The 19,078-nt window shown below is 45.5% G+C and carries 18 protein-coding genes; 11 read left to right on the top strand and 7 right to left on the bottom strand.

What is annotated here, in order from left to right; all coding sequences use genetic code 11:
* Nucleotides 1-9: 9 nt before the first annotated feature.
* The 4 genes from ACEW9O_RS13440 to cysS all read left to right on the top strand — a co-directional run bounded on the left by ACEW9O_RS13440 (nt 10) and on the right by cysS (nt 4,505).
* On the top strand, nt 10-702 hold the full coding sequence (locus tag ACEW9O_RS13440) for a rhomboid family intramembrane serine protease (protein ID WP_373550687.1): 693 nt from the start codon (nt 10-12) through the stop codon (nt 700-702).
* Between the two features lie 84 nt (nt 703-786).
* Nucleotides 787-1,767, top strand: coding sequence for a rhomboid family intramembrane serine protease (locus ACEW9O_RS13435; RefSeq protein WP_373550686.1), 981 nt, complete (start codon nt 787-789; stop codon nt 1,765-1,767).
* A gap of 59 nt (nt 1,768-1,826) precedes the next feature.
* Nucleotides 1,827-2,870, top strand: coding sequence for an endonuclease/exonuclease/phosphatase family protein (locus ACEW9O_RS13430; RefSeq protein ID WP_373550685.1), 1,044 nt, complete (start codon nt 1,827-1,829; stop codon nt 2,868-2,870).
* A 129-nt stretch (nt 2,871-2,999) separates the two neighbouring features.
* Nucleotides 3,000-4,505 carry a cysteine--tRNA ligase gene (cysS, locus tag ACEW9O_RS13425; RefSeq protein ID WP_373550684.1) on the top strand — a complete coding sequence of 502 codons (1,506 nt, stop codon included), beginning with the start codon at nt 3,000-3,002 and terminating at the stop codon, nt 4,503-4,505.
* A gap of 75 nt (nt 4,506-4,580) precedes the next feature.
* Here the strand turns inward: cysS and ACEW9O_RS13420 are convergent, their stop codons facing one another.
* Nucleotides 4,581-4,952 carry a helix-turn-helix domain-containing protein gene (locus ACEW9O_RS13420; RefSeq protein WP_373550683.1) on the bottom strand — a complete coding sequence of 124 codons (372 nt, stop codon included), beginning with the start codon at nt 4,950-4,952 and terminating at the stop codon, nt 4,581-4,583.
* A 232-nt stretch (nt 4,953-5,184) separates the two neighbouring features.
* On the opposite strand from ACEW9O_RS13420, the gene ACEW9O_RS13415 reads away from it, so the two are divergent.
* Genes ACEW9O_RS13415 through ACEW9O_RS13405 form a run of 3 tightly spaced genes read left to right on the top strand, consistent with a single transcriptional unit; the run spans nt 5,185 to nt 9,396 of the window.
* Nucleotides 5,185-6,042 (top strand): hypothetical protein, encoded by an 858-nt coding sequence (locus tag ACEW9O_RS13415; RefSeq protein ID WP_373550682.1) that lies wholly within the window; start codon nt 5,185-5,187, stop codon nt 6,040-6,042.
* Between the two features lie 45 nt (nt 6,043-6,087).
* Nucleotides 6,088-8,520: a TonB-dependent receptor domain-containing protein gene (locus ACEW9O_RS13410; protein ID WP_373550681.1), complete on the top strand. Its 2,433-nt coding sequence runs from the start codon at nt 6,088-6,090 to the stop codon at nt 8,518-8,520.
* Nucleotides 8,521-9,396 (top strand): DUF4249 domain-containing protein, encoded by an 876-nt coding sequence (locus ACEW9O_RS13405; protein ID WP_373550680.1) that lies wholly within the window; start codon nt 8,521-8,523, stop codon nt 9,394-9,396.
* Here ACEW9O_RS13405 and ACEW9O_RS13400 read toward each other — a convergent pair whose 3' ends face one another.
* The 4 genes from ACEW9O_RS13400 to ACEW9O_RS13385 form a co-directional block, all read right to left on the bottom strand.
* Entirely contained in the window at nt 9,397-10,779 is a 1,383-nt protein-coding gene (locus ACEW9O_RS13400; RefSeq protein WP_373550679.1) for a tetratricopeptide repeat protein, read from the bottom strand.
* Between the two features lie 364 nt (nt 10,780-11,143).
* The gene (locus tag ACEW9O_RS13395) at nt 11,144-11,569 is read right to left on the bottom strand and encodes a hypothetical protein (RefSeq protein WP_373550678.1); all 426 of its coding nucleotides are present in this window, start codon (nt 11,567-11,569) and stop codon (nt 11,144-11,146) included.
* 22 nt (nt 11,570-11,591) lie between these two features.
* Nucleotides 11,592-12,119, bottom strand: a complete 528-nt coding sequence (locus ACEW9O_RS13390; protein WP_373550677.1) for a hypothetical protein — start codon at nt 12,117-12,119, stop codon at nt 11,592-11,594.
* A 113-nt stretch (nt 12,120-12,232) separates the two neighbouring features.
* On the bottom strand, nt 12,233-12,784 hold the full coding sequence (locus ACEW9O_RS13385) for an RNA polymerase sigma factor (protein ID WP_373550676.1): 552 nt from the start codon (nt 12,782-12,784) through the stop codon (nt 12,233-12,235).
* A gap of 127 nt (nt 12,785-12,911) precedes the next feature.
* On the opposite strand from ACEW9O_RS13385, the gene ACEW9O_RS13380 reads away from it, so the two are divergent.
* Together ACEW9O_RS13380 and ACEW9O_RS13375 are read left to right on the top strand one after the other, a co-directional pair.
* A complete protein-coding gene (locus tag ACEW9O_RS13380) occupies nt 12,912-13,478 on the top strand; it encodes an NUDIX hydrolase (RefSeq protein WP_373550675.1) in 567 nt (188 codons plus the stop codon).
* 84 nt (nt 13,479-13,562) lie between these two features.
* Entirely contained in the window at nt 13,563-14,120 is a 558-nt protein-coding gene (locus tag ACEW9O_RS13375) for an RNA 2'-phosphotransferase (RefSeq protein WP_373550674.1), read from the top strand.
* Nucleotides 14,121-14,209: 89 nt separating this feature from the next.
* Here the strand turns inward: ACEW9O_RS13375 and ACEW9O_RS13370 are convergent, their stop codons facing one another.
* On the bottom strand, nt 14,210-15,667 hold the full coding sequence (locus tag ACEW9O_RS13370) for a M14 family zinc carboxypeptidase (protein ID WP_373550673.1): 1,458 nt from the start codon (nt 15,665-15,667) through the stop codon (nt 14,210-14,212).
* A 360-nt stretch (nt 15,668-16,027) separates the two neighbouring features.
* Nucleotides 16,028-16,765: an RDD family protein gene (locus ACEW9O_RS13365; RefSeq protein WP_373550672.1), complete on the bottom strand. Its 738-nt coding sequence runs from the start codon at nt 16,763-16,765 to the stop codon at nt 16,028-16,030.
* 305 nt (nt 16,766-17,070) lie between these two features.
* Here ACEW9O_RS13365 and ACEW9O_RS13360 point away from each other — a divergent pair, with 305 nt between their 5' ends.
* Nucleotides 17,071-18,315, top strand: a complete 1,245-nt coding sequence (locus tag ACEW9O_RS13360) for an efflux RND transporter periplasmic adaptor subunit (protein ID WP_373550671.1) — start codon at nt 17,071-17,073, stop codon at nt 18,313-18,315.
* A gap of 78 nt (nt 18,316-18,393) precedes the next feature.
* Nucleotides 18,394-19,071: an ABC transporter ATP-binding protein gene (locus ACEW9O_RS13355; RefSeq protein WP_373550670.1), complete on the top strand. Its 678-nt coding sequence runs from the start codon at nt 18,394-18,396 to the stop codon at nt 19,069-19,071.
* Nucleotides 19,072-19,078 lie beyond the last annotated feature (7 nt).

Genomic DNA, 19,078 nt, shown 5'->3' with positions numbered 1-19,078 from the left:
TCGTACATCATGATGCGCATTACCGATGTGGTTAAACATTTGTTGATCATCAACGTTTTAGTATTCTTTGTTACTTTGTTGGTTTGGGGAGATCCCGCACCGGAATTGATGGGAACCTTGCTGAGTGGATCTGGGGAATTTGCAGATTGGGAGCGTTATCGCTTTGCGCTGTTTTTTCCTACTTCACCCTATTTTCAGCCTTATCAACTGGTCAGCCACATGTTTATGCACGCCGACATTCGGCACTTGTTGTTGAATATGTTGGGCTTGTACATGTTTGGTAGTGCCCTGGAAACGTTTTGGGGAGCACGGCGGTTTCTGTTCTATTATCTTTTTGCGGGCTTCGGCGGCATGATTTTGTACTTGTTGGTCAAATACCTGGAGATCAGCTCGGGCAATGCGGATGAGCAATTGATGAAATATTACCTCCAAAACGTGCCAATGCTGGGTGCTTCCGGGGCAATTTTCGGCTTGATGGTTGGTTATGGCATGCTATTTCCCGACAATGTGATCAGCTTACTTTTCCCCCCTATTTCGCTTAAAGCCAAGTATTTTGTGTTAATTTTTGCAGGATTGGAACTAGTCTTTGGCTTGGGAATTGTAAATTTGAGTAGCGGGGTAGCACATTTTGCCCACTTGGGTGGTGCGCTATTTGGTTTTTTATTGATTCTTTATTGGCAAAAATTTGGAACTCGGCTATAAACCTCGTAAATGGGGACCAATGGCCTTTCAAATGAAGATAAAACGTTTTATTTTTGGACTGAATTTGTATAAGTACGATACATCATGCTAAGGTCGATCTGGGAGGATTTAAAACGGGAGTTCAACTACGGGAATGCGGTGACACGCATCATCCTGATCAACGTTGCTGTTTTTGTAGGCATTAACTTGGTCAATATCGGATTGTACCTTTTCAATGGATGGAAATCGGACAATACGACCTTTGGTAATTTTTTGGACTACCTCTGCATGTCTTCAGATTGGTGGTTTGTCCTGACCCATCCTTGGGTGATCATCACCAATATGTTCAGCCATTTTTCCTTCGGGCATATTTTGTGGAACATGCTTTTCTACCACATGTGTGGCCGGATTGTAGGCGACTTGCTGGGCAACAAACGGGTTTTGCCCATCTACCTCATGGGTGGATTGGCGGGTGCCCTGGGCTTTTTTATTTTTGAAAATGTACTCAATCCCCAATCGTTGGGCGCGGAACCCGCCACGGCATTAGGTGCTTCGGCAGCGGTGATGGCGACCATCGTTATTTCGGGGGTGATTGCGCCTGATTATGTAGTGCGTTTGTTGCTGATTGGTGATGTAAAACTCAAGTTCATCGTGGTGACCCTGATTTTTCTCGATCTGGCGTTTATCGCGATGGGTGACAGCAATTCAGGCGGCCTTTTTGCCCACCTTGGGGGCGATGTTTTTGGGTTTGTATATGCCTGGCAACTGCGCAAAGGCAACGATTTTGCATTCCCTTTTATGCGGTTTTTCGATTGGTGGAATGCCAGTTGGTCGCGTTGGCGAAATGGTACTCCCCCCCAACGAGGCCCGAAAGTGGCCTACAAAAACCCTAAAGTACGGGAAAAAACCACCGCAGGTGGTAGTAGACAAGACTCTGGCAAGCGCAGCAGTGGCGCCACACCTCGCTACGACAACATGAGCCATCAAGAGCAATTGGACGCCATACTCGACAAAATCAAACAGTCTGGATACGAGAGTTTGAGTACCGAAGAGAAAGAGTTTTTGTTCAATGCCAGTAAGAAGTAAATGAAAACTGATTTTTTTTTCGGAAAAAATGTTCCTTTCTTGGAAAAACTGATCGTATCGTGCAAAAACTGATTCGCTGGGCCAATGTGCTGATTGTTGTTTTCACCCTGATGACTTACCTCGCCCCTTATGTCAGCCCACAACGGTTTTGGCCTTTTGCTTTTATTGGTCTGGTTTATCCTACCTTATTGGTCATCAACCTGCTTTTTATGCTCTATTGGGCTTTTCAGCGCCGCTGGCAAGCCTTGATGTCGCTGGGGGTTATTTTAGTGGGTTGGAACCACTTCGCGGGTTTAGTTGGTTTTCATCCAGGTAGCGCAAGTCCTGAAGGGGCTTCGTTGCTCAAGACTATGACCTTCAACGTATACGGCTTCGCCAATTTTCATCAAAAAGGAATCCCCGCCAATCCAGAAGAGCTACAAGCCCTGATTTACCAATACCAACCCGACGTCTTGTGTTTACAGGAGTTTATGTACAACGCCCAAAGTGGTTCGGCTTACGTAGACGCGATTCGCCAGCACAATGGTTTGGAGCATGCAGTTTGGAAAAAAAACGAAGAGTTTGCAATTTTTTCGCGTCACCCCATTTTGCGCTCCGAGGTGCGTTTTTTTGGCAGCACCAATGGCTATCGTTATGCTGATTTGCAGATGGGTGAACGCATCGTGCGGGTCTACAACGTGCATTTGCAATCCAACTCCATCACTGGTTTGACCGATAAGGTGGCCAGTTCACCGGACTTAAGGGAAAAAGAAAACTGGAATCGGGTTGGAAGCATCATGCGCAGGTTCAAACGTGCGGCACAAGAGCGAGCCAGCCAGGTTGAAGAATTGCTGGCGCATCTGAGCAATAGTCCCTATCCCGTGGTCGTCTGCGGCGATTTTAATGACATCCCCCAATCTTATACCCATCACCGGATGTGTAATAACCTGAAAGATGCTTTTTTAACGGCTGGATCGGGCTTGGGCATTACTTACGCAGGGCGCATTCCTGGCTTGCGCATCGATTATACTTTTACTGACCCTAAATTCACGCCGCTGTATTGTCAGCGGGGGAAGGTGAGTTTCTCCGACCATCGGCCCGTCATTACGGTAATTCAATTGTAAGGTTTCAGCATTTATACCCGATCCAAATCTCAAAAATCGCGAAAAAGCAACCATTTTTGAGCTGATCGACTTCTCTTTGCTGTAAGTCAGACACATTTTTATATTTTTGCGGCTGCAAAATACAGTCCAATGAACAGTGCATTAAAAATTTACAACAGTCTCAGTAAAGAGAAAGAAGTATTCCAACCCATTCACCCTGGCCGGGTTGGCATGTACGTATGTGGTCCCACCGTTTACAGCAATGTTCATTTGGGCAACTGTCGCACTTTTGTGAGCTTCGACATCATCTACCGCTACCTACAATTCCTGGGCTACAAGGTGCGCTACGTGCGCAACGTGACCGATGTTGGCCACCTGGAAGGGGATGTAGATACAGGTGGCGAGGACAAACTGGGCAAACGCGCCCGCCTGGAGCAGCTGGAGCCAATGGAAATTGCGCACAAGTACACCGTGGGCTTCCACGACATGATGCGTATTTTCAACGTACTTCCGCCCAGCCTTGAGCCTCGGGCAACCGGGCACATTCCCGAGCAAATTGAAATGGTGCAACAAATCCTCGCCAATGGCTACGCTTACGAAGCCAATGGGTCGGTGTATTTCGATACGTTGAAATTTGCCGAAAAAAGTGGCATCTACGGAGCCTTGTCGGGCCGAAAAATTGAAGACCTCATCTCGGAATCACGCGACAACCTCAAAAAACAGGACGAAAAACGCAACTCCGCCGATTTTGCGATCTGGATCAAAGCCGACCCCGAGCACTTGATGCGCTGGAATTCGCCTTGGTCGGTGGGATTCCCGGGCTGGCACCTGGAATGCTCGGCAATGAGTACCAAATACCTGGGCAAAACCTTCGACATTCACGGCGGTGGCAATGACCTCAAGTTTCCACACCACGAAAACGAGGTGGCACAAAACTACGGCGCTTGTGGTTGCACCCCGGCCAAAACCTGGATTCACAGCAACATGCTTTTGCTGAATGGTAAAAAAATGTCCAAGTCGGATGGCAATTCCATCATGCCCGAAGAGTTGTTTAGTGGCACTAGCCCACACATCAGTAAAGGGTACGACCCCATGGCGGTACGTTTTTTTATGTTGCAAACCCACTACCGCAGTACCCTTGATTTGACCGATGAAGCGCTGCAAGCTGCGGAAAAAGGATATCACCGTTTAATGGAGGCTTATGCTACCTTACAAAGCTTGGCTTTTGCTGGAGGCGCTGCTGGTGGCCAGGATGCCGAAATAAAAGAAAGGATCGATGCAGTTTTTGATGAAATGAATGACGACTTCAATACGCCTAAAGCGCTGGGGCGTTTGTTTGAATTGGTCAGCCGCATCAATAGCTGGAAAGGTGGCCAAATCAGTATGGAAGGCCTGAGTGAGGCAACTTTTCAGGAACTCAATGCCATGTTCAAAACGGTTATTTTCGATATTTTTGGCCTACAATACGATGCTGTCACTGCTGACGACAATAGTTCCAACACCGTGGATGTACTTATGCAACTCATACTCGGCCTACGCCTGGACGCCCGTGCCCGCAAGGATTGGCCTGCTGCGGATAAAATTCGTGATACCCTTAAGGCAGCTGGGATTCTGTTGAAAGATGGGAAAGAGGGGACTGAGTGGGAGAAGGAGTGAATAGTTTTAGCAATGCGCTACCAGCTATCAGTACGATACGAATTTAGTTGGTAGCTCATTGCTGAATACTGATCTCTAGCTCAGACGCTCCTCAATTAATTTTTTGAGAAACTTATTTTCATCCTCCAGCTGATCAATTCTGGCTTCGTAGTGGGTTCTTTCCATTTCGTTCATCGAAGCATAATAATTGACCTGCTCTTGCAGGTTGCCGCCATTCTGAGTTTCGATGTTGTGAATAAAGACGAGGTGCTTGTCCAAATCCTTAATCACTTCTTCGCTTACCCCTAAAGCATTGGCAATTTCTGCCAGTTTATCTTCTCCTACCTTGATCATACCTGTTTCAAATTTAGTGTAAGTGGATTGTCGAATGCCTAGGGCTTTAGCAACAGCGTCTTGTTTGAGGCCTAGAATAAGGCGAACCTTACGAATGTTTTCGGGGAGTGACATTGTATTACAGTGAGGTTTGGGAGTTAGGAATAATATACTCAGTGCTAGGAGTAAAACACTCCCAAATGTAGTGTTTATTTACTTGTGTTAGACCGTAACTTTGAGAAAATTTTCAACTCCTTGAATGATTAATGGTGAAGGCGACCTCGTCAGCCATAAAAATAAAGCTCCCACTGGCTTAAATTCTACACCAGCAGGAGCCTAATTAACTAATTTCAAAACACAAATTACGATGAAAAAATTGTTATTTTTAGGAAGTTCTTTCCTTCTTTCGCTTTTTTTCCTTGTGTCTTCCTGCACAAAAGATGAAACACTTGTTGTGGGGAAAACTGAAGTTACAGTAAAAGATGGAATGCTCCACTTTAAGGACATTAAACAGTTTTCAGAGATGTATAAATATCTTATTGAAGACTTTTCCCGGCTCAAGCAAGTGGAAAACATGGATTTTCTTTGTGTGAAAGAAGCTTTTCGATCAACAACCGCATTAAATATAGACAAGCCCTTCGCAGAAAGCCAAATTAACTCACATGTAGCTTACTGGCAGAAAGATGCTATTGGCGAACACATGCTCCTACGGCTTATCTCAAATCCAGCTTATGAAGTAATGTTCAACGAAAATGCGCTTGTCAATATTGGGGGGCAAATTTATAAACATGGTAAAGACGCAATTTACATTTTTGATCCACGTTATTTAAGCATGCTAGACGATGTAAAAAACATCCCTGGTGTTCAAATCCTTCATAAATCAGGTGATGTGGCCGTAGAAAAATATACCGCCGAATGCACCAGTGTTTATGCTTACAAAAATGGAAATCAGTGGAAGAAAGTACGTGGTCGTATCGGCCCAGAAATCGAATTGATTGGTAATTGTTGGTGTGCAACAGGTTACTTTTTCTACACCACTGACAACCTTAAGAGAGGACTATTTGGAAGTTGGGGTGCTAGTGATGCTAATCAAGTAAGAGTAACTGGACTTAATTTTGACTATTTCCAAATCAACACCGATTCTGTAACCTATAGATATGGAGGAAATGAAACATGTAATCATTCTACTATCGACGATAGTGACTCTGGTTCTTGTAATAACTAAATAAGCATTGTGCCGAAGCCCACGTCTGTAATTTCAATCTTATTTATGAAGATCGTCACTATGGATGTGGGCTATTGTATCATAAAATTTAACTTCATTTTTAGTATGTGCCATCGAAGGATTCTATTAATTTTGGTACTTTTAATTTATTCAGTTATCTTATTCACCCAGTCCCGTCAATTATTCACCATAAACGGCCATGTATACGACCACGAAAGTGGCGAACCGCTGATAGGTGCCACTATTTTCCTACCTCATTTAGCAAAGGGCACGGTTACAGATGCTTTTGGTAGGTATAATTTAGCCCTTTCGGCGAAAGATTCTCTCCGAATGCAAGTGTCCTATGTTGGGTATCAAAAAATAGACACCAGTTTTATTTTAGAAAAAAGTACAACGCTAAATTTTCGCCTAAAAATTCAGAGTTTACAAGAGGTAGAAATCAAAAGCAAAATTGGAAACTTACAACACAACATCATCCAAATCCCTGTAGAACGATTAAAAGCCATTCCAATGCTATTTGGTCAGCCTGATTTGATCAAATCCTTGTCATTTTTACCAGGGGTCACCACTGGGGTGGAAGGCACAACGGGTTTGTTTGTACGCGGAGGCACCCCTGATCAAAATTTGATTCTTCTGGATGGTGCAACCGTTTATAACTCCTCTCATTTATTTGGCTTTCAATCGGTTTTTGACCCCAGTGCCATTAAAGACATCCGGCTCATCAAGGGAGGCTTTCCAGCAAGATATGGAGGAAGATTATCCTCTATCATCGATATCACGATGAAAGAGGGCAACAACCAAAAACAGCACGGTGAATTTACCTTAGGGCTGATCAATTCCGGGATAATGTTGGAAGGCCCCATCCAAAAAGGAAGAAGTTCATACATGGTTTCGGGTAGAGCTGCGTACCTGGGTTTGTTGTTGCTACCCACTGCATTGGGCTGGAAAAAGCAAGACGATAGGCCATTCAATACGATGCTTAGTTATGATTTCAACCTTAAGGCTAATCACGAATTCAAAGACAAGGCCAAACTATTTGTAAGTGCCTATGTTGGCAGAGACATTTACCTGACCAAATTCCGTTTTGACAGCTCTTTTTACCAAACTGATTTGGGTTGGGGTAACCAAACTGCAAGTATCCGCTATGTAAGGCCAGTCAACAACAAAATTTACGCGCAATCTCAACTGAGTTACAATGCGTACAATAGCGTGGAAAAAAGCAATCGGGAATATATTTTCACCGAACAAGAGAGCAGTTTTGTACGCCAATCCACCATTCAGGATTTATCGTTTAAACAAAATTTTTCTCTTGCCTTAAGTCCAGTTATTAACTTTTCTGCGGGTGTTGAATTGCTTAAACAGACCTTCCAGCCGAGCAGTATTTCTTTGTCCTCTCCTGACTTTAGCCTCGACTCTTTAACTAAACAAAGCAAAACCTATCACCCTTTCTCTTACGCCGTTTTTACAGAGGGTGAATGGGATGTATTAAAATCGGTGAAAATTAATATTGGGTTACGTCGATCTTCTTACCAAGTGAACAGTCAGTCTAAAAATTATTGGGAGCCTCGCCTCAACATCAATTTTGCACATCATCGATTTTCATACAACCTGGCCTATGCCACTACTTCCCAATTTGTACACCTTTTAGCGAATAACTCCCTAGGGCTTTTCAGCGATTTATGGGTTCCTTCAACCGAGCAAGTGTCGCCACAGTCAGCTCGCCAATATTCTGGTGGTATTATTTACAAAACTCCTTCCCTCAAATGGGAATTTAGTGTAGAGGCTTTTCAAAAACACCTCCGCAACCAGATTGATTATCGACAGGGGATTGATTTTTTTGAGGTCAGTAATTTCAATTGGGAAAACACCATTGAGAAGAACGGTATAGGTCGTGCCAAGGGCGTAGAACTAATGATCAAAAGAGAAACCGAAAGATTTAATGCCTGGCTGGCCTATACTTTATCCAATAATGAACGAAAATTCACCAATATCAACGGAGGGGAATGGTACCCGTTTCGATATGATAAACGCCATAATTTAAGTCTGAATCTGGTTAAACGCTGGAAGAACAATTGGACTTGGGGACTAAATTTTGTTGTTCAAAGTGGAAGCTGGGTTACCCTGCTTTCTGGTCGCTATCAGGGTCCCATCAACAATGCAAGCAGCCTGGTTAGAATAGTTAATCAATCTGGGATCAGTCTAGCTGAAGTAAGGCCTGGACGGAATAACCAAAGGCTTCCTACTTATCACAGAATGGATTGTTCTTTCACCAAAAACTATCAGTCCAAAAAGAACAACAGCAACTCTGCTTTGAGCTTCAGTGTGTACAACCTTTATGCTCGTGAGAACCCCTACGCCATCTACCCAAGTCTGAATGTTTCATATAATTCTTTCTCTGGGTATCAGTCTTTTTACTATGTGAGTTCCAAGGCGTTATTTTCTTTCATTCCAACATTGTCTTACACTAAAAAATGGTAAATGAAAACATTAGCCCGACCCATTTGTATGGTGCTTTCTCTCTTGTTGTTTTGGCAATGCGATAGTGATGTGACTGGTAAGCTACAATCGGACTATGCGGGAGATAGGCTTACCCTAAGTGGATTTTTCAGCGTTGATACCATCTCACTAACTGTGGGGAAGTCTACCGACCCGTTTAGTCCAATTGAAAGAGGAGAGTTGCTCGCTGAAAACCCTCAGGTTTACATTGAAGAAGAGGGCGGTACATTTCAATTTAAACTTACACTAAGTGATTCAGTCCATTTTAATGCGGGAAAAATAGGGTTAATTGCAGGAAAAAAGTATCGAATTGTGGCCTCCGCAGAGAATTTGGATGCAGTAGCATCTAACTTCATTCAAATTCCTGATCCACTATCCATTCAAAATCTGACCTTTAAAAACCTACCTGTTAGTGGTAGAATAACCAATGAATTGTCTTTTGACATCCAGGATGGCTCGAATCCTGATTATTATTTTTTTGACATTGCCATCAAAAAAGCCAATCTATTACAAACAGCCCCATTTTGGGTGCCAGAGGATGGAATTCTTGGCAATTGTTACGCAACATTTGTGTTTACTGACCTTTGTTTTAATGGAAAAAAAACCAACCTCACCTATCGCGTAAGTCCAGACGGATATTTTAAGGGCTTCAATGGGCCACAAGTTGCCGATTCAATTGTTATTCGATTTGGAGGCATCAGTGAGGAGGCTTACCGCTCACAACGCGCGATGCCAGTTGATGATGGGTTTATAGAGGGCATTAATGAACCTCCTTTAACCTATTCCAACATAAAGAATGGCTACGGAGTAGTATTCTCGCATAGCCTCAAGGACTATACGATACCTGTATCAAAATAGCTAAGAGCAAGCCCTTATCAATGAAATGACCTCTGCATCCCTCCGCAGCTCCGGCATCATATCAAACAACAACTCATGACTGGCATATTCATCCTCCAATACCTCACTAAGTTGGAGTAGTGCCTCCTGGCGATCTCCCATGCGGAACAAACACGCAATGCGGCAGTAGATCAATTCAGGACTAACCGTACTTTCTTCCGCCATATCCAGAATTTCCAAAGCGCCATCTTCCTGGCCGGTCAGCATCAAGAATAAAGCGTATTGCAGCCAATACTCGGCTGCTTCTGGTGCAATGTCGGTAGCCAGGCAATAATGGGTTTCAGCCAATTCCAGCTCATCGAGTTGCGCGTAGGCTTGAGCGAGGCTGGCGTGGTATTCTTCCCGATTGTCGTCGATTTCGATGGCTTTTTTGCAGTAGTGTGCCGCAAGTTCCCATTGTTGCTCCGCTATCGCAATTTCGCCCAGGTGATAAAAAACCTCATCGTGGTGGTGTTCCAGCTCCAGGGCTTTTTTCAACAAGGATTTGGCTATTTGAGGATGGCGCATTTGCAATTGGCACTGGCCCATTCGCAACAGCAAATCAGCGTCGGCACCAAAGTTTTCCTCGATTTCTTCACAAATGTCAAAGGTCAAGGCGTAGCGCTGTAGCTCAAAAGCCAGGTCAGCCCTTTCACGGTAAGCTAGTTCATAGGTATCATCGGCCAGGTAGGCGAATTCGAGCGCTTCGAGTGCATCCTCGTAGTTGCCCAGGTATGAGTGGCAAAGCCCCAGGTTGTACCAAGCTACACAGGAATACGGATTCTCGTCGATGATTTGCTCATGCAAGGTCACACATTCCTCGTAGTTGCGAATGTGTTGCACGGCATTCATGATTTTTTCAAGGCCATGCCGCATTTCTGAGTCGTGGATTAGCGCCGCTTTCAGTGCCAGGTACATGGCTTCGTATTCCTGCTGGTTTTCGTAAATCAAAGCCCGCACAAAGTGCGATTCAGCCAAGGTGTTGGGATCGAGCTCATCGGGTAAATACCCCAGTTGCTCGTGAGCAGCCTGATGGTCGCCCAGGTAAGTGAGTGCTTGTGCCCGCAGCAACAGTATTTCAGATTCGTTGGGGGCCAAAATTTCTGCTTGGGTCAGCACTTCTAATGCCAGGTATTCCTGATTGGCTTGAATGAGGATTTCTGCTTTGCGCAGCAAAAACTCTACGGTATAGCTATGACTGTCAATGGCGCGTTCAGCGACTTCCATTGCCCGATCAAAAATCTCTTCGCTGAGGTAGTGATCAATCAAATGTCGATATGCATCTTGTTCAAGAAAAAGTGCCTCTCCTTGTTCCAACATGGCTTCGTACTCGGTAACTAAATCGATCAGTGCCTGATTACTCATAATGTACAATTGTAGTCTTTAGGCGCTTGTCTAAGCGGATTGTTGCTAAAGGTAACGAAAAGAGATTGACATCTCCGAACTTTAGCCCGAGTAAGTGAAACCCATTAATGGAACGGTAGCTGTTTTTGAGGGAACGGTATTATTTGCCTAAGTCTTTGTCTTTTAATAGTTTATTGTTTTGAATTATTTATGTTTTGACATATACGAACAAAAAAAATGCCAAAGGCTAGACTTATTAAAGTATTTGTGTATTATTTTTTTGCGAATAGAAAATAAAGGAGACCATCAAGGGGTCACTGAGCCCACCCGGCACTTCGGCTACGCTCAGTGACCGGTGGGCTCAGTGACCGGGTGGGCTAATACTTTATTTTCTCCCTCTTGCCTCCTGAACCCGCCGCAACAATTCCTTATTAAACTCTTGTTCACTGAGTTGTAAAAGGGCAATCTTCCGAACGGCCATAAAACCCTTCATGCGCTGAAAGTAGTCGCGTTTGAGTTTGAGGATTTCTTCTTCCATCTCAAAACGATCCAGTACAGCACGTTCAACGTCCTGATCATTCATGGTATTGAGGTCTTGATCGGGGCGGTATTTTTGGCGGATTCTTTTTTGTTCGGCTTCATACTGGTTGTACACTGGCCAAAATTTCTCCGATTCTTCGGGAGTAAGTTTCAGTTTATCCGTAATGAACGCCACTTTTAAGGCGCGAATGCGGTCTTGAGCCTGGGTCAGTTGGGGCAAAGCCAGCATAAAAGCCCCACACAAAACTGACGCTACGATCCATTTTTTCATTTTGCTGTGATCTTTTTCCGGGTTAGAGTAATTCCTTGAGGGTTTCAACATCCATTTCCTGAATGGCCTCATCCAGGTATTGATCCAATTCCTCTGGCGTTAAATCTTCAAAACTGGGCTGATTTTCCTGATTGGACGCGAATTCAAGCAGGGTTTCGGTATCAAATTCATGGAGGTTCGCTTGAATGTAGGCATCCAAGGATTCAGGATCCAGTTTGGCCAATTCTGCACTTAAAGCTGATTCCGTACCAGGCTGATTTTGATAGAACCAAACGGCACCCAAGGTGACGAGCAGGGCAATGGTCGCCAGACTAAGCGCCCAACGGGGCTGGAACAAAAACTGGAGGGGGGCTAAGAGCCGATCCAGCCAGCCAATGTTTTTGGCAGCTACAGGTTGTGAACCCGCTTGGACTTTTTCCAGCACTTCTTTTTGCATGCGCTGAAAATAGTCCCCTGGCAGGCGAAAACCGTCTCCTTGCTCTTTCAGTTTGAGCAAATTCGGCGACAGCTCCTCCAATTCTTTACGGATATCTTCATCAGGGCGTTTCATTCTTTGTTGTTTTGATTAGACTTTATGAACACAAGGTTGCATGGCCATAAAATCTACTGAGCTTGAATAAACTAATACAGTGGGGCAAAAAAACTGATGTTTTTTAATCGCCCCTATGTTGCAAAAAACAGTTCTACTTTTTTAACGGCGTGGTGAAAAGATGCCTTGAGTGCGCCCACCGAAGTGTTGAGCAATTTCGACATTTCTTCATAGCCCATTTCCTCGTAATACCGCAAATTGAATACCTCTTTTTGGCGGTCTGGCAGAGTTTCCAGGGCTTGTTTCAACCGAATCTGTGCCTCATCGCCGTCAAAAAACGAGTCGGCGTGCAAACGATTGGCCAGGTTGATGTTGGCGTCATCGATTGAGGTCGAACTCCTGCGCTTGCGCTGGTTGAGGAAAGTGATGGCCTCATTGGTCACGATGCGGTACAACCAGGTATACAGCCCCGATTTCCCTTCAAACTGTCCGATGTTGCGAAATACCTTCACCAGGGCATTTTGTAGGACATCGTTGGCATCCTCGTGGTCGTTCAACAGGCGCCGTACTTGCCAATATAGCCGCTCTTGATGGGTCTCCATCAGTAGCCGAAACCCACGCTCCAGGGTTTTAGGGTTTCGCATGAGTCCCAGGATTTCGTCGTCACTGGTTTTAGCCTGCGGCATCAGATTTTGTTGGTTTGAAAGATTTGACTTGGATTTGTGGCCATGGTTTAAACGGAGGCTGAATTTTTATCCTTATTTTACACTTTAAAGCTTAAATAAGCACTGAAAGGTAAAAAACTTGGAACGTATGATGCGGGTAGAGCAGCAAAAACAATTTACCCTGGAATTTTTGAAGGCATATCACCCTGCGGATGAGGTCGAGCGGGCCTATGTCCAGGAGGTCGTAGCCTTCATCCAAAGCCAGGAAAACCCGTTTTACCCCCAACTGACCGCTGGCCACATTACGGTTTCTTCCATCCTACTGGATCAAAGCCAGCAGAACATCCTTTTTCATTACCATCAAAAACTGGATCGCTGGTTGCAATTTGGTGGCCATGTGGAGCCGGATCAAGACTTCAACACCCTACAAGCGGCCATTCGGGAACTTATGGAGGAAACTGGTTTGAGTGTAACGGCCTTTAGTGTTTTTGGAGAAGGCGAGCCGATTGATCTAGATGTGCACCTGATCCCGGCGCGGGGGGAATTTCCGGCGCATCCGCACCACGATTTGCGCTACGTGTTCAAGCTGATTTTGCCCGCCAAATTCGATGAAAAAACCTTTCGCTGGATTCCGATCGAAGAGCTATTGGCCTGGGAAGACGCGTCGATTCAGCGCTTTGCGCAGAAAGTTTTTGGGCTAACTCAAGCACAATGAACCAGAATTCTAAAGCAGGCTAAGGAACTTTATCCTATTTTTGATCGTTTTTCAGGTATTACCTAGCTAGTGAATCATACTAAAATGAACACCCAAGTACAAACGCGGCTTAGCAAAAAACTGTCGCTGCTGCTGCGGCACCAACCCGAACTCTATGGCCTGCACCTCGATGAACATGGCTGGTGCAGCATTGCCGAATTGTTGGATGCCTTTGCCAAAAAAGGCCAAGATCTTTCCATCGACCTACTACTCGAAGTAGTCCAAGAAAATGACAAACAACGCTTTGCATTCAGCCCCGATGGTTTGAGGATTCGGGCGAGTCAAGGCCATTCCGTTGAAGTTGAATTGGGTTATAGCCCAGAAATACCTCCAGCCATTTTGTACCACGGCACTGCTGACCGCTTTTTGCCTTCTATCCTCAACGTGGGCATCATCAAAGGGAAACGCCACCAGGTACACCTGTCTCTGGATGTTGAAACCGCGGAAAAGGTTGGTGAACGACATGGTCGAGTGGTTATACTCAAAGTGCTTGCCGGCGAAATGCATGCCATTGGCCATACTTTTTACCGCTCGGATAATGGGGTTTGGTTGGTGGATGAGGTGCCCTTGGGGTACTTTGAGGTGTTGGATTTAACCACCTAAGAAACTATAGGCACCTAAGAAGCACCTTAGCTAAAGTGTTTCTTAGGTGTCTATAGTTTCTTAGGTGGTTAAAAAAAATTGTAGCTCATTCACAACACTTTATGCAAAAAACCATTCACCACCGCATACTCCGTCTTTCCATCTTTTTGCAATAAAATTGAACCACCTGAACCTAGATTGATCATGCCCGAATTTCCGGGACTAGCCGGATTACGCTTTGGACGAACCAGCAAAACGGGCAGCTTACTCATTTCCAAACGCTCTGGCCAACTACTCACTTGCACATCTGTAATGCCCTCGCGGAGCAGCGCCATGTGATCCAATTTTTGAGCTTCTTGCCAGGTTATTACTCCGGGCCGGATATTGCCAGGAACCGCCTGATAACCCTCCAACTCAATTTCTTCGTAACCGTAAGTATTTTGCAAATCACCCATTTCGGAGATGTTCGAGCGGTAAAAAAACTTGCGGCTGTTGTCATAATTCACTTCTTCGCGACGGAAAGCCAGGTCTACCTTGTAGGTTTTGTCGGTACGGGTGACTTGTATTTTGCGCACGATCAAGTCCTGCATGCCACTCGGCTGATTTTCGGGCAAACCTTCGTAGGCAATGTAATCCCATTCCTTGTGGCGCTCGGCGGCAATGGCCTCCAGGGCAGTCAAGAAGATGGAAAAATTGAGGCGCCGGAGCATCTGGTTTTCAGGGTCGCCTTGCAAACCTCCACTTTCGATCAGGATGGTACGAGTGCCCCATTTTTGGATGTTGTCGCCAAAGGCGCGGGGTTCAAAGGCGTCGTCATATCGACCTACCTGTTTGGAGATGTGGCGTTGCAACAATTGGTTCATTATCCCGATCAGGCGCATGGCATCGCCCCGGGTTTCGTTGATTTGTTTCTCATAATTATATGCCGGGGCTAACACCGAGATGGAAGCCGGATATGGCCCAACTCCAGCACCGAGGTAGATGTTTTGGTCGTGGAGGTTGAAGCCCCAGTCGGCCTTGGTCTCGTCCCGAACCCGTTTGAGGATGCGACCTTCGGGTGTTTGTAGGCGCATGGCGTCCCGGTTGATGTCGATGCCCTGCATGTTGCGGCGGGTGAAGCGGTTGGCACCATCCGGATTCAACATGGGGATAAAATGTAGGGTCAGTTTAGAGAGCAAAACCTGCCGCAAGGAGTCGAACTCATCCTTTTTTTGCAGGAACTGAAACAAGTCCATCAGCGCCATCGTCGCCGTGGATTCATCGCCGTGCATCTGCGACCACATGAGCACTTTGACTGGCCCGGTACCGATGCTAACCTGGTAGATGTTGCGATCCTGGAAGGATTTTCCCGCCAGTTTCACCTTAAAGGGTTCTGGCAGCGCTTTGATCATCGGTTCGATGTCTTCCAGCTTGAAGCGACGGGTTTCGAGGCCACTAACCCGGTAAGCTGGGTGTTGGTCGTAGAAGCGCTCGGCATTGGGCGAAATGGCGGGTTCAGTAGCCTGCTGGGTTTTGCTCTGGCAAGCGAACAGGCCACAAAACACCAGGATGAGTAAGAGCTTGTGCATGGTTAAGGTCAAATGGTTCGGATCGCAAATAACGGAAAAAATTTGAGATTCAAAAAAACACATCCTGCCCTCACTGGTAGTACCAGTCAATGCTAATTTTAAAACACAGTTAAGTGCCTACTCATAATTAATCAACACTTTTTGAAGGGCTAATTTTAAGCCATATTTCGTTAAAAAGCCTCGCCGTAGCTCTGCTATGGCTACGTTTTTTGCCTCATCTGGCTTAAAATTAGCTCCTTCAAAAAGTGCCATTAATTATGAGCAGGCACTTACTTGATTCGGCTAAGCCAAATCAAAAAAAATTGAGGTATAATGGGAGTTAATAAGGAACGGAAATGAAATAAAGTTACAAAGTAAGTATTATCGGGTAAGCACGATGTAGTCGCGCAAGAGGGTGCGCAGGAATTCCAGGTCATCACTTTTGCGCGTTTCATGGATGTCCAAAAGTTCTTTGAGTTGAGCAGCAAGGGATTCCACCACTGCCCAATGCGCGTCATTCGGGTATTTGCGCACCCGACTGATGACCTGTTTGATGCTGAGCATGTCCTGCTCATTAAGGGCTTTTACTTGGTAATAAACGGGCTCGTAACTTTCGAGGGTATCAATATTGAGGATGTTGCGAAGATGCATCCGGATGTTGTTGCGTTTGCGGATAACGGTGGTACCTGCGGTCATGTCGCCCAGGCGTTGTTGGCGGGTGGTAGAACTAATGAGCATGGCTGCCAAAATCCCCCCGGAAAGAATGGTATCTACATATTGGAAAACGGCTCGTAGGAGGTAGTCGTTTACCGTAGGAATTTCACCATCCAGCCGAACTACCCGGATATTTGTCATTTTTTTGCCCAAGGTTTGTCCACCCATCATACTTTCCAGTAAAAAGAAATAACCAAAGAAAAAACTGAGAAAACACAGTGTAAAAATTAGCTGAAACGGAATCAATGCCGACAAACCCAATAAACTCAACATCGTTGGCACCAGGACACTGCCTACAACGATGATGATTAAATCAATAAAAGTGGAAAGGCCTCGTTCCCAAAGTGAAGCCAATTCGTATTCGATGGTGACATTCTGGGTGGTTTTAATTTCAATGGTTTGCATGGGCGTGCTTGAAGATTGATGGAAATAATCAGTATATTGAGTTGGTCACGAAAATACAGCAGGTTTTAGCAGGATGCAATTTTTTGTGAAAAAACTAGTGGACGGCTCTACTCAATCTGGTATTTCAGGTGTCCGTTTCCGAACACTTTCTGTCCGCTTCTGAACAAGAAATCCAGTTTTTACCTATTTCAATATATTGATTTTCAATTTCTTACAACTTTGGCACAGGGCTTGAATCTGCATGAACAGGATAAAGAATGGTGACAAACCCGCCATTCCAAGAGAACAACAAGCCAAACATTACCATGGATAGGAAGATTGAAAAGAAATTTTGGACAACCCAACGAATTGTACTTTTTGTACTCGGTGCCGCATTTGTAGGATTTTTCGGCTGGCAATTGCTGAAAGAGCACAAAACTACGCTCAACGTCGAACAAGACAAACTCACCATCTCGGAGGTCATGAATGGTACCTTCGATGAAACCATTCCCATTACGGGCAATGTGCAACCCCTCAAAACCATTCGCCTGGATGCCGTCGTGGGTGGCTATGTTACCCAAAAAATGGTAGAAGGAGGTAATGCGGTTACCAAGGGCCAAACTTTGTTGAAGTTGGAAAACCAACAACTCAAACTCAACTTTTTGCAGTCTGAAACCGAGGCCAGCCGGCTCGTCAACGACCTGCAAAATACCCGCCAACGCCTCAAAGTAGAGCGCTTTTCCCTACGCAGCAGCCTGAATGAACTAGACTTTCAAATTGAACAAGCCAAGGATTTATACGATCGCAACAAGCAACTATTTGCAGATAAAGTCGTCTCTGAACAAGAGTACCTACGCGGCAAACGCGACTATGAACGCCTGGTTAAACAACGCGAAATCGCAATCGAGTCGCAAAAGTACCAGGAAGAAAACGCCGTCATCCAGATCAAACAACTGGAAGGCACCCTGGAGCGCACCCAAAGAAACGTAGAACTCTGGCGGCAAACCCTGGAAAACCTGGAAGTAAAAGCACCAGTACCTGGCCTCTTGTCATCAATGGATGTGGAAGTAGGGTCAAACATCAGCCAGGGCCAAAACATTGGCCAGATTGACGACTTAAGTGGTTTCAAAATTCGGGCGGCCATCGACGAATACTACATCAACCGGGTATTCAGCGGCTTGCCGGGTAGTTTTGACTTCAATGGCAAATCGTACAAACTCGAAATCATCAAGATTTATCCGGAGGTACGCAGTGGCCGTTTTGAAGTGGACATGAAATTCTCGCTAGGCGCCCCCGAGGGCATCAAACGGGGCCAATCTGTCACCGTTCGTTTGCAATTGGGACAACCCACTCAAGCAGTTTTGCTGCCCACTGGAGGCTTTTTCTCCACTACGGGTGGCAACTGGGTGTACGTATTGGAAAATGGAGACAAACGCGCGGTGCGCCGTCGCATCTCCCTGGGGCGTAAAAACCCTGAATATTTTGAAGTATTGGAAGGCCTAAAACCTGGCGAACGGGTGATTACCTCCTCTTATGATACTTTTGGTGACAACGAAGTACTCGAATTTTAAAAGATGAAAGATGAGAGATGAGAGATGAAATGCTCTCGTCCTTCATCTTTCATCTCTCATCTTTCATCTTTCATCTTTATGATAAAGACTGTCAACCTACAAAAGGTTTTCACTACCGAAGAAGTAGAAACCACCGCCCTAAACGGGATTAGTCTGGAAATCCAAGACGGAGAATTTGTGGCCATCATGGGCCCTTCTGGTTGTGGAAAATCAACTTTGCTCAATATTCTGGGCTTGTTGGACAACCCATCCTTAGGGGAGTACCATTTTTATGGCACCGAAGTCGCTAAAATGCCCGAACGCAGCCGCGCCCAATTGCGCAAAGGGAACATCGGATTTGTATTCCAAAGCTTCAACCTGATTGATGAACTTACGGTATACGAAAACGTGGAACTACCCCTATTGTACCTCAAAGTACCTGCTGCCGACCGCAAAAAACGCGCCGAAGCAGCCCTGGAACGCATGAACATGATGCACCGCCGCAATCACTTCCCACAGCAGCTTTCCGGTGGTCAGCAACAGCGGACGGCCATCGCCCGCGCAGTAGTAGCCACACCCAAGATGATCCTCGCGGATGAGCCTACGGGTAACCTCGACTCTTCCAACGGCGAGCAGGTGATGAACTTGCTCCGTGAACTGAATATCGAAGGCACTACCATCGTGATGGTAACGCACTCACCGCATGATTCTGGCTTTGCTCACCGGGTGATCAATTTGTTTGATGGCAAGGTGGTGACGGAGAATTTTCATGTGTAATTCGTAG

Origin of the sequence: Haliscomenobacter sp. (assembly GCF_041740695.1) — a bacterium.
GTDB lineage: Bacteria > Bacteroidota > Bacteroidia > Chitinophagales > Saprospiraceae > Haliscomenobacter.
Note: the sequence above shows the minus strand (reverse complement) of the source record. Positions and strands in the feature narration are given on the sequence as shown.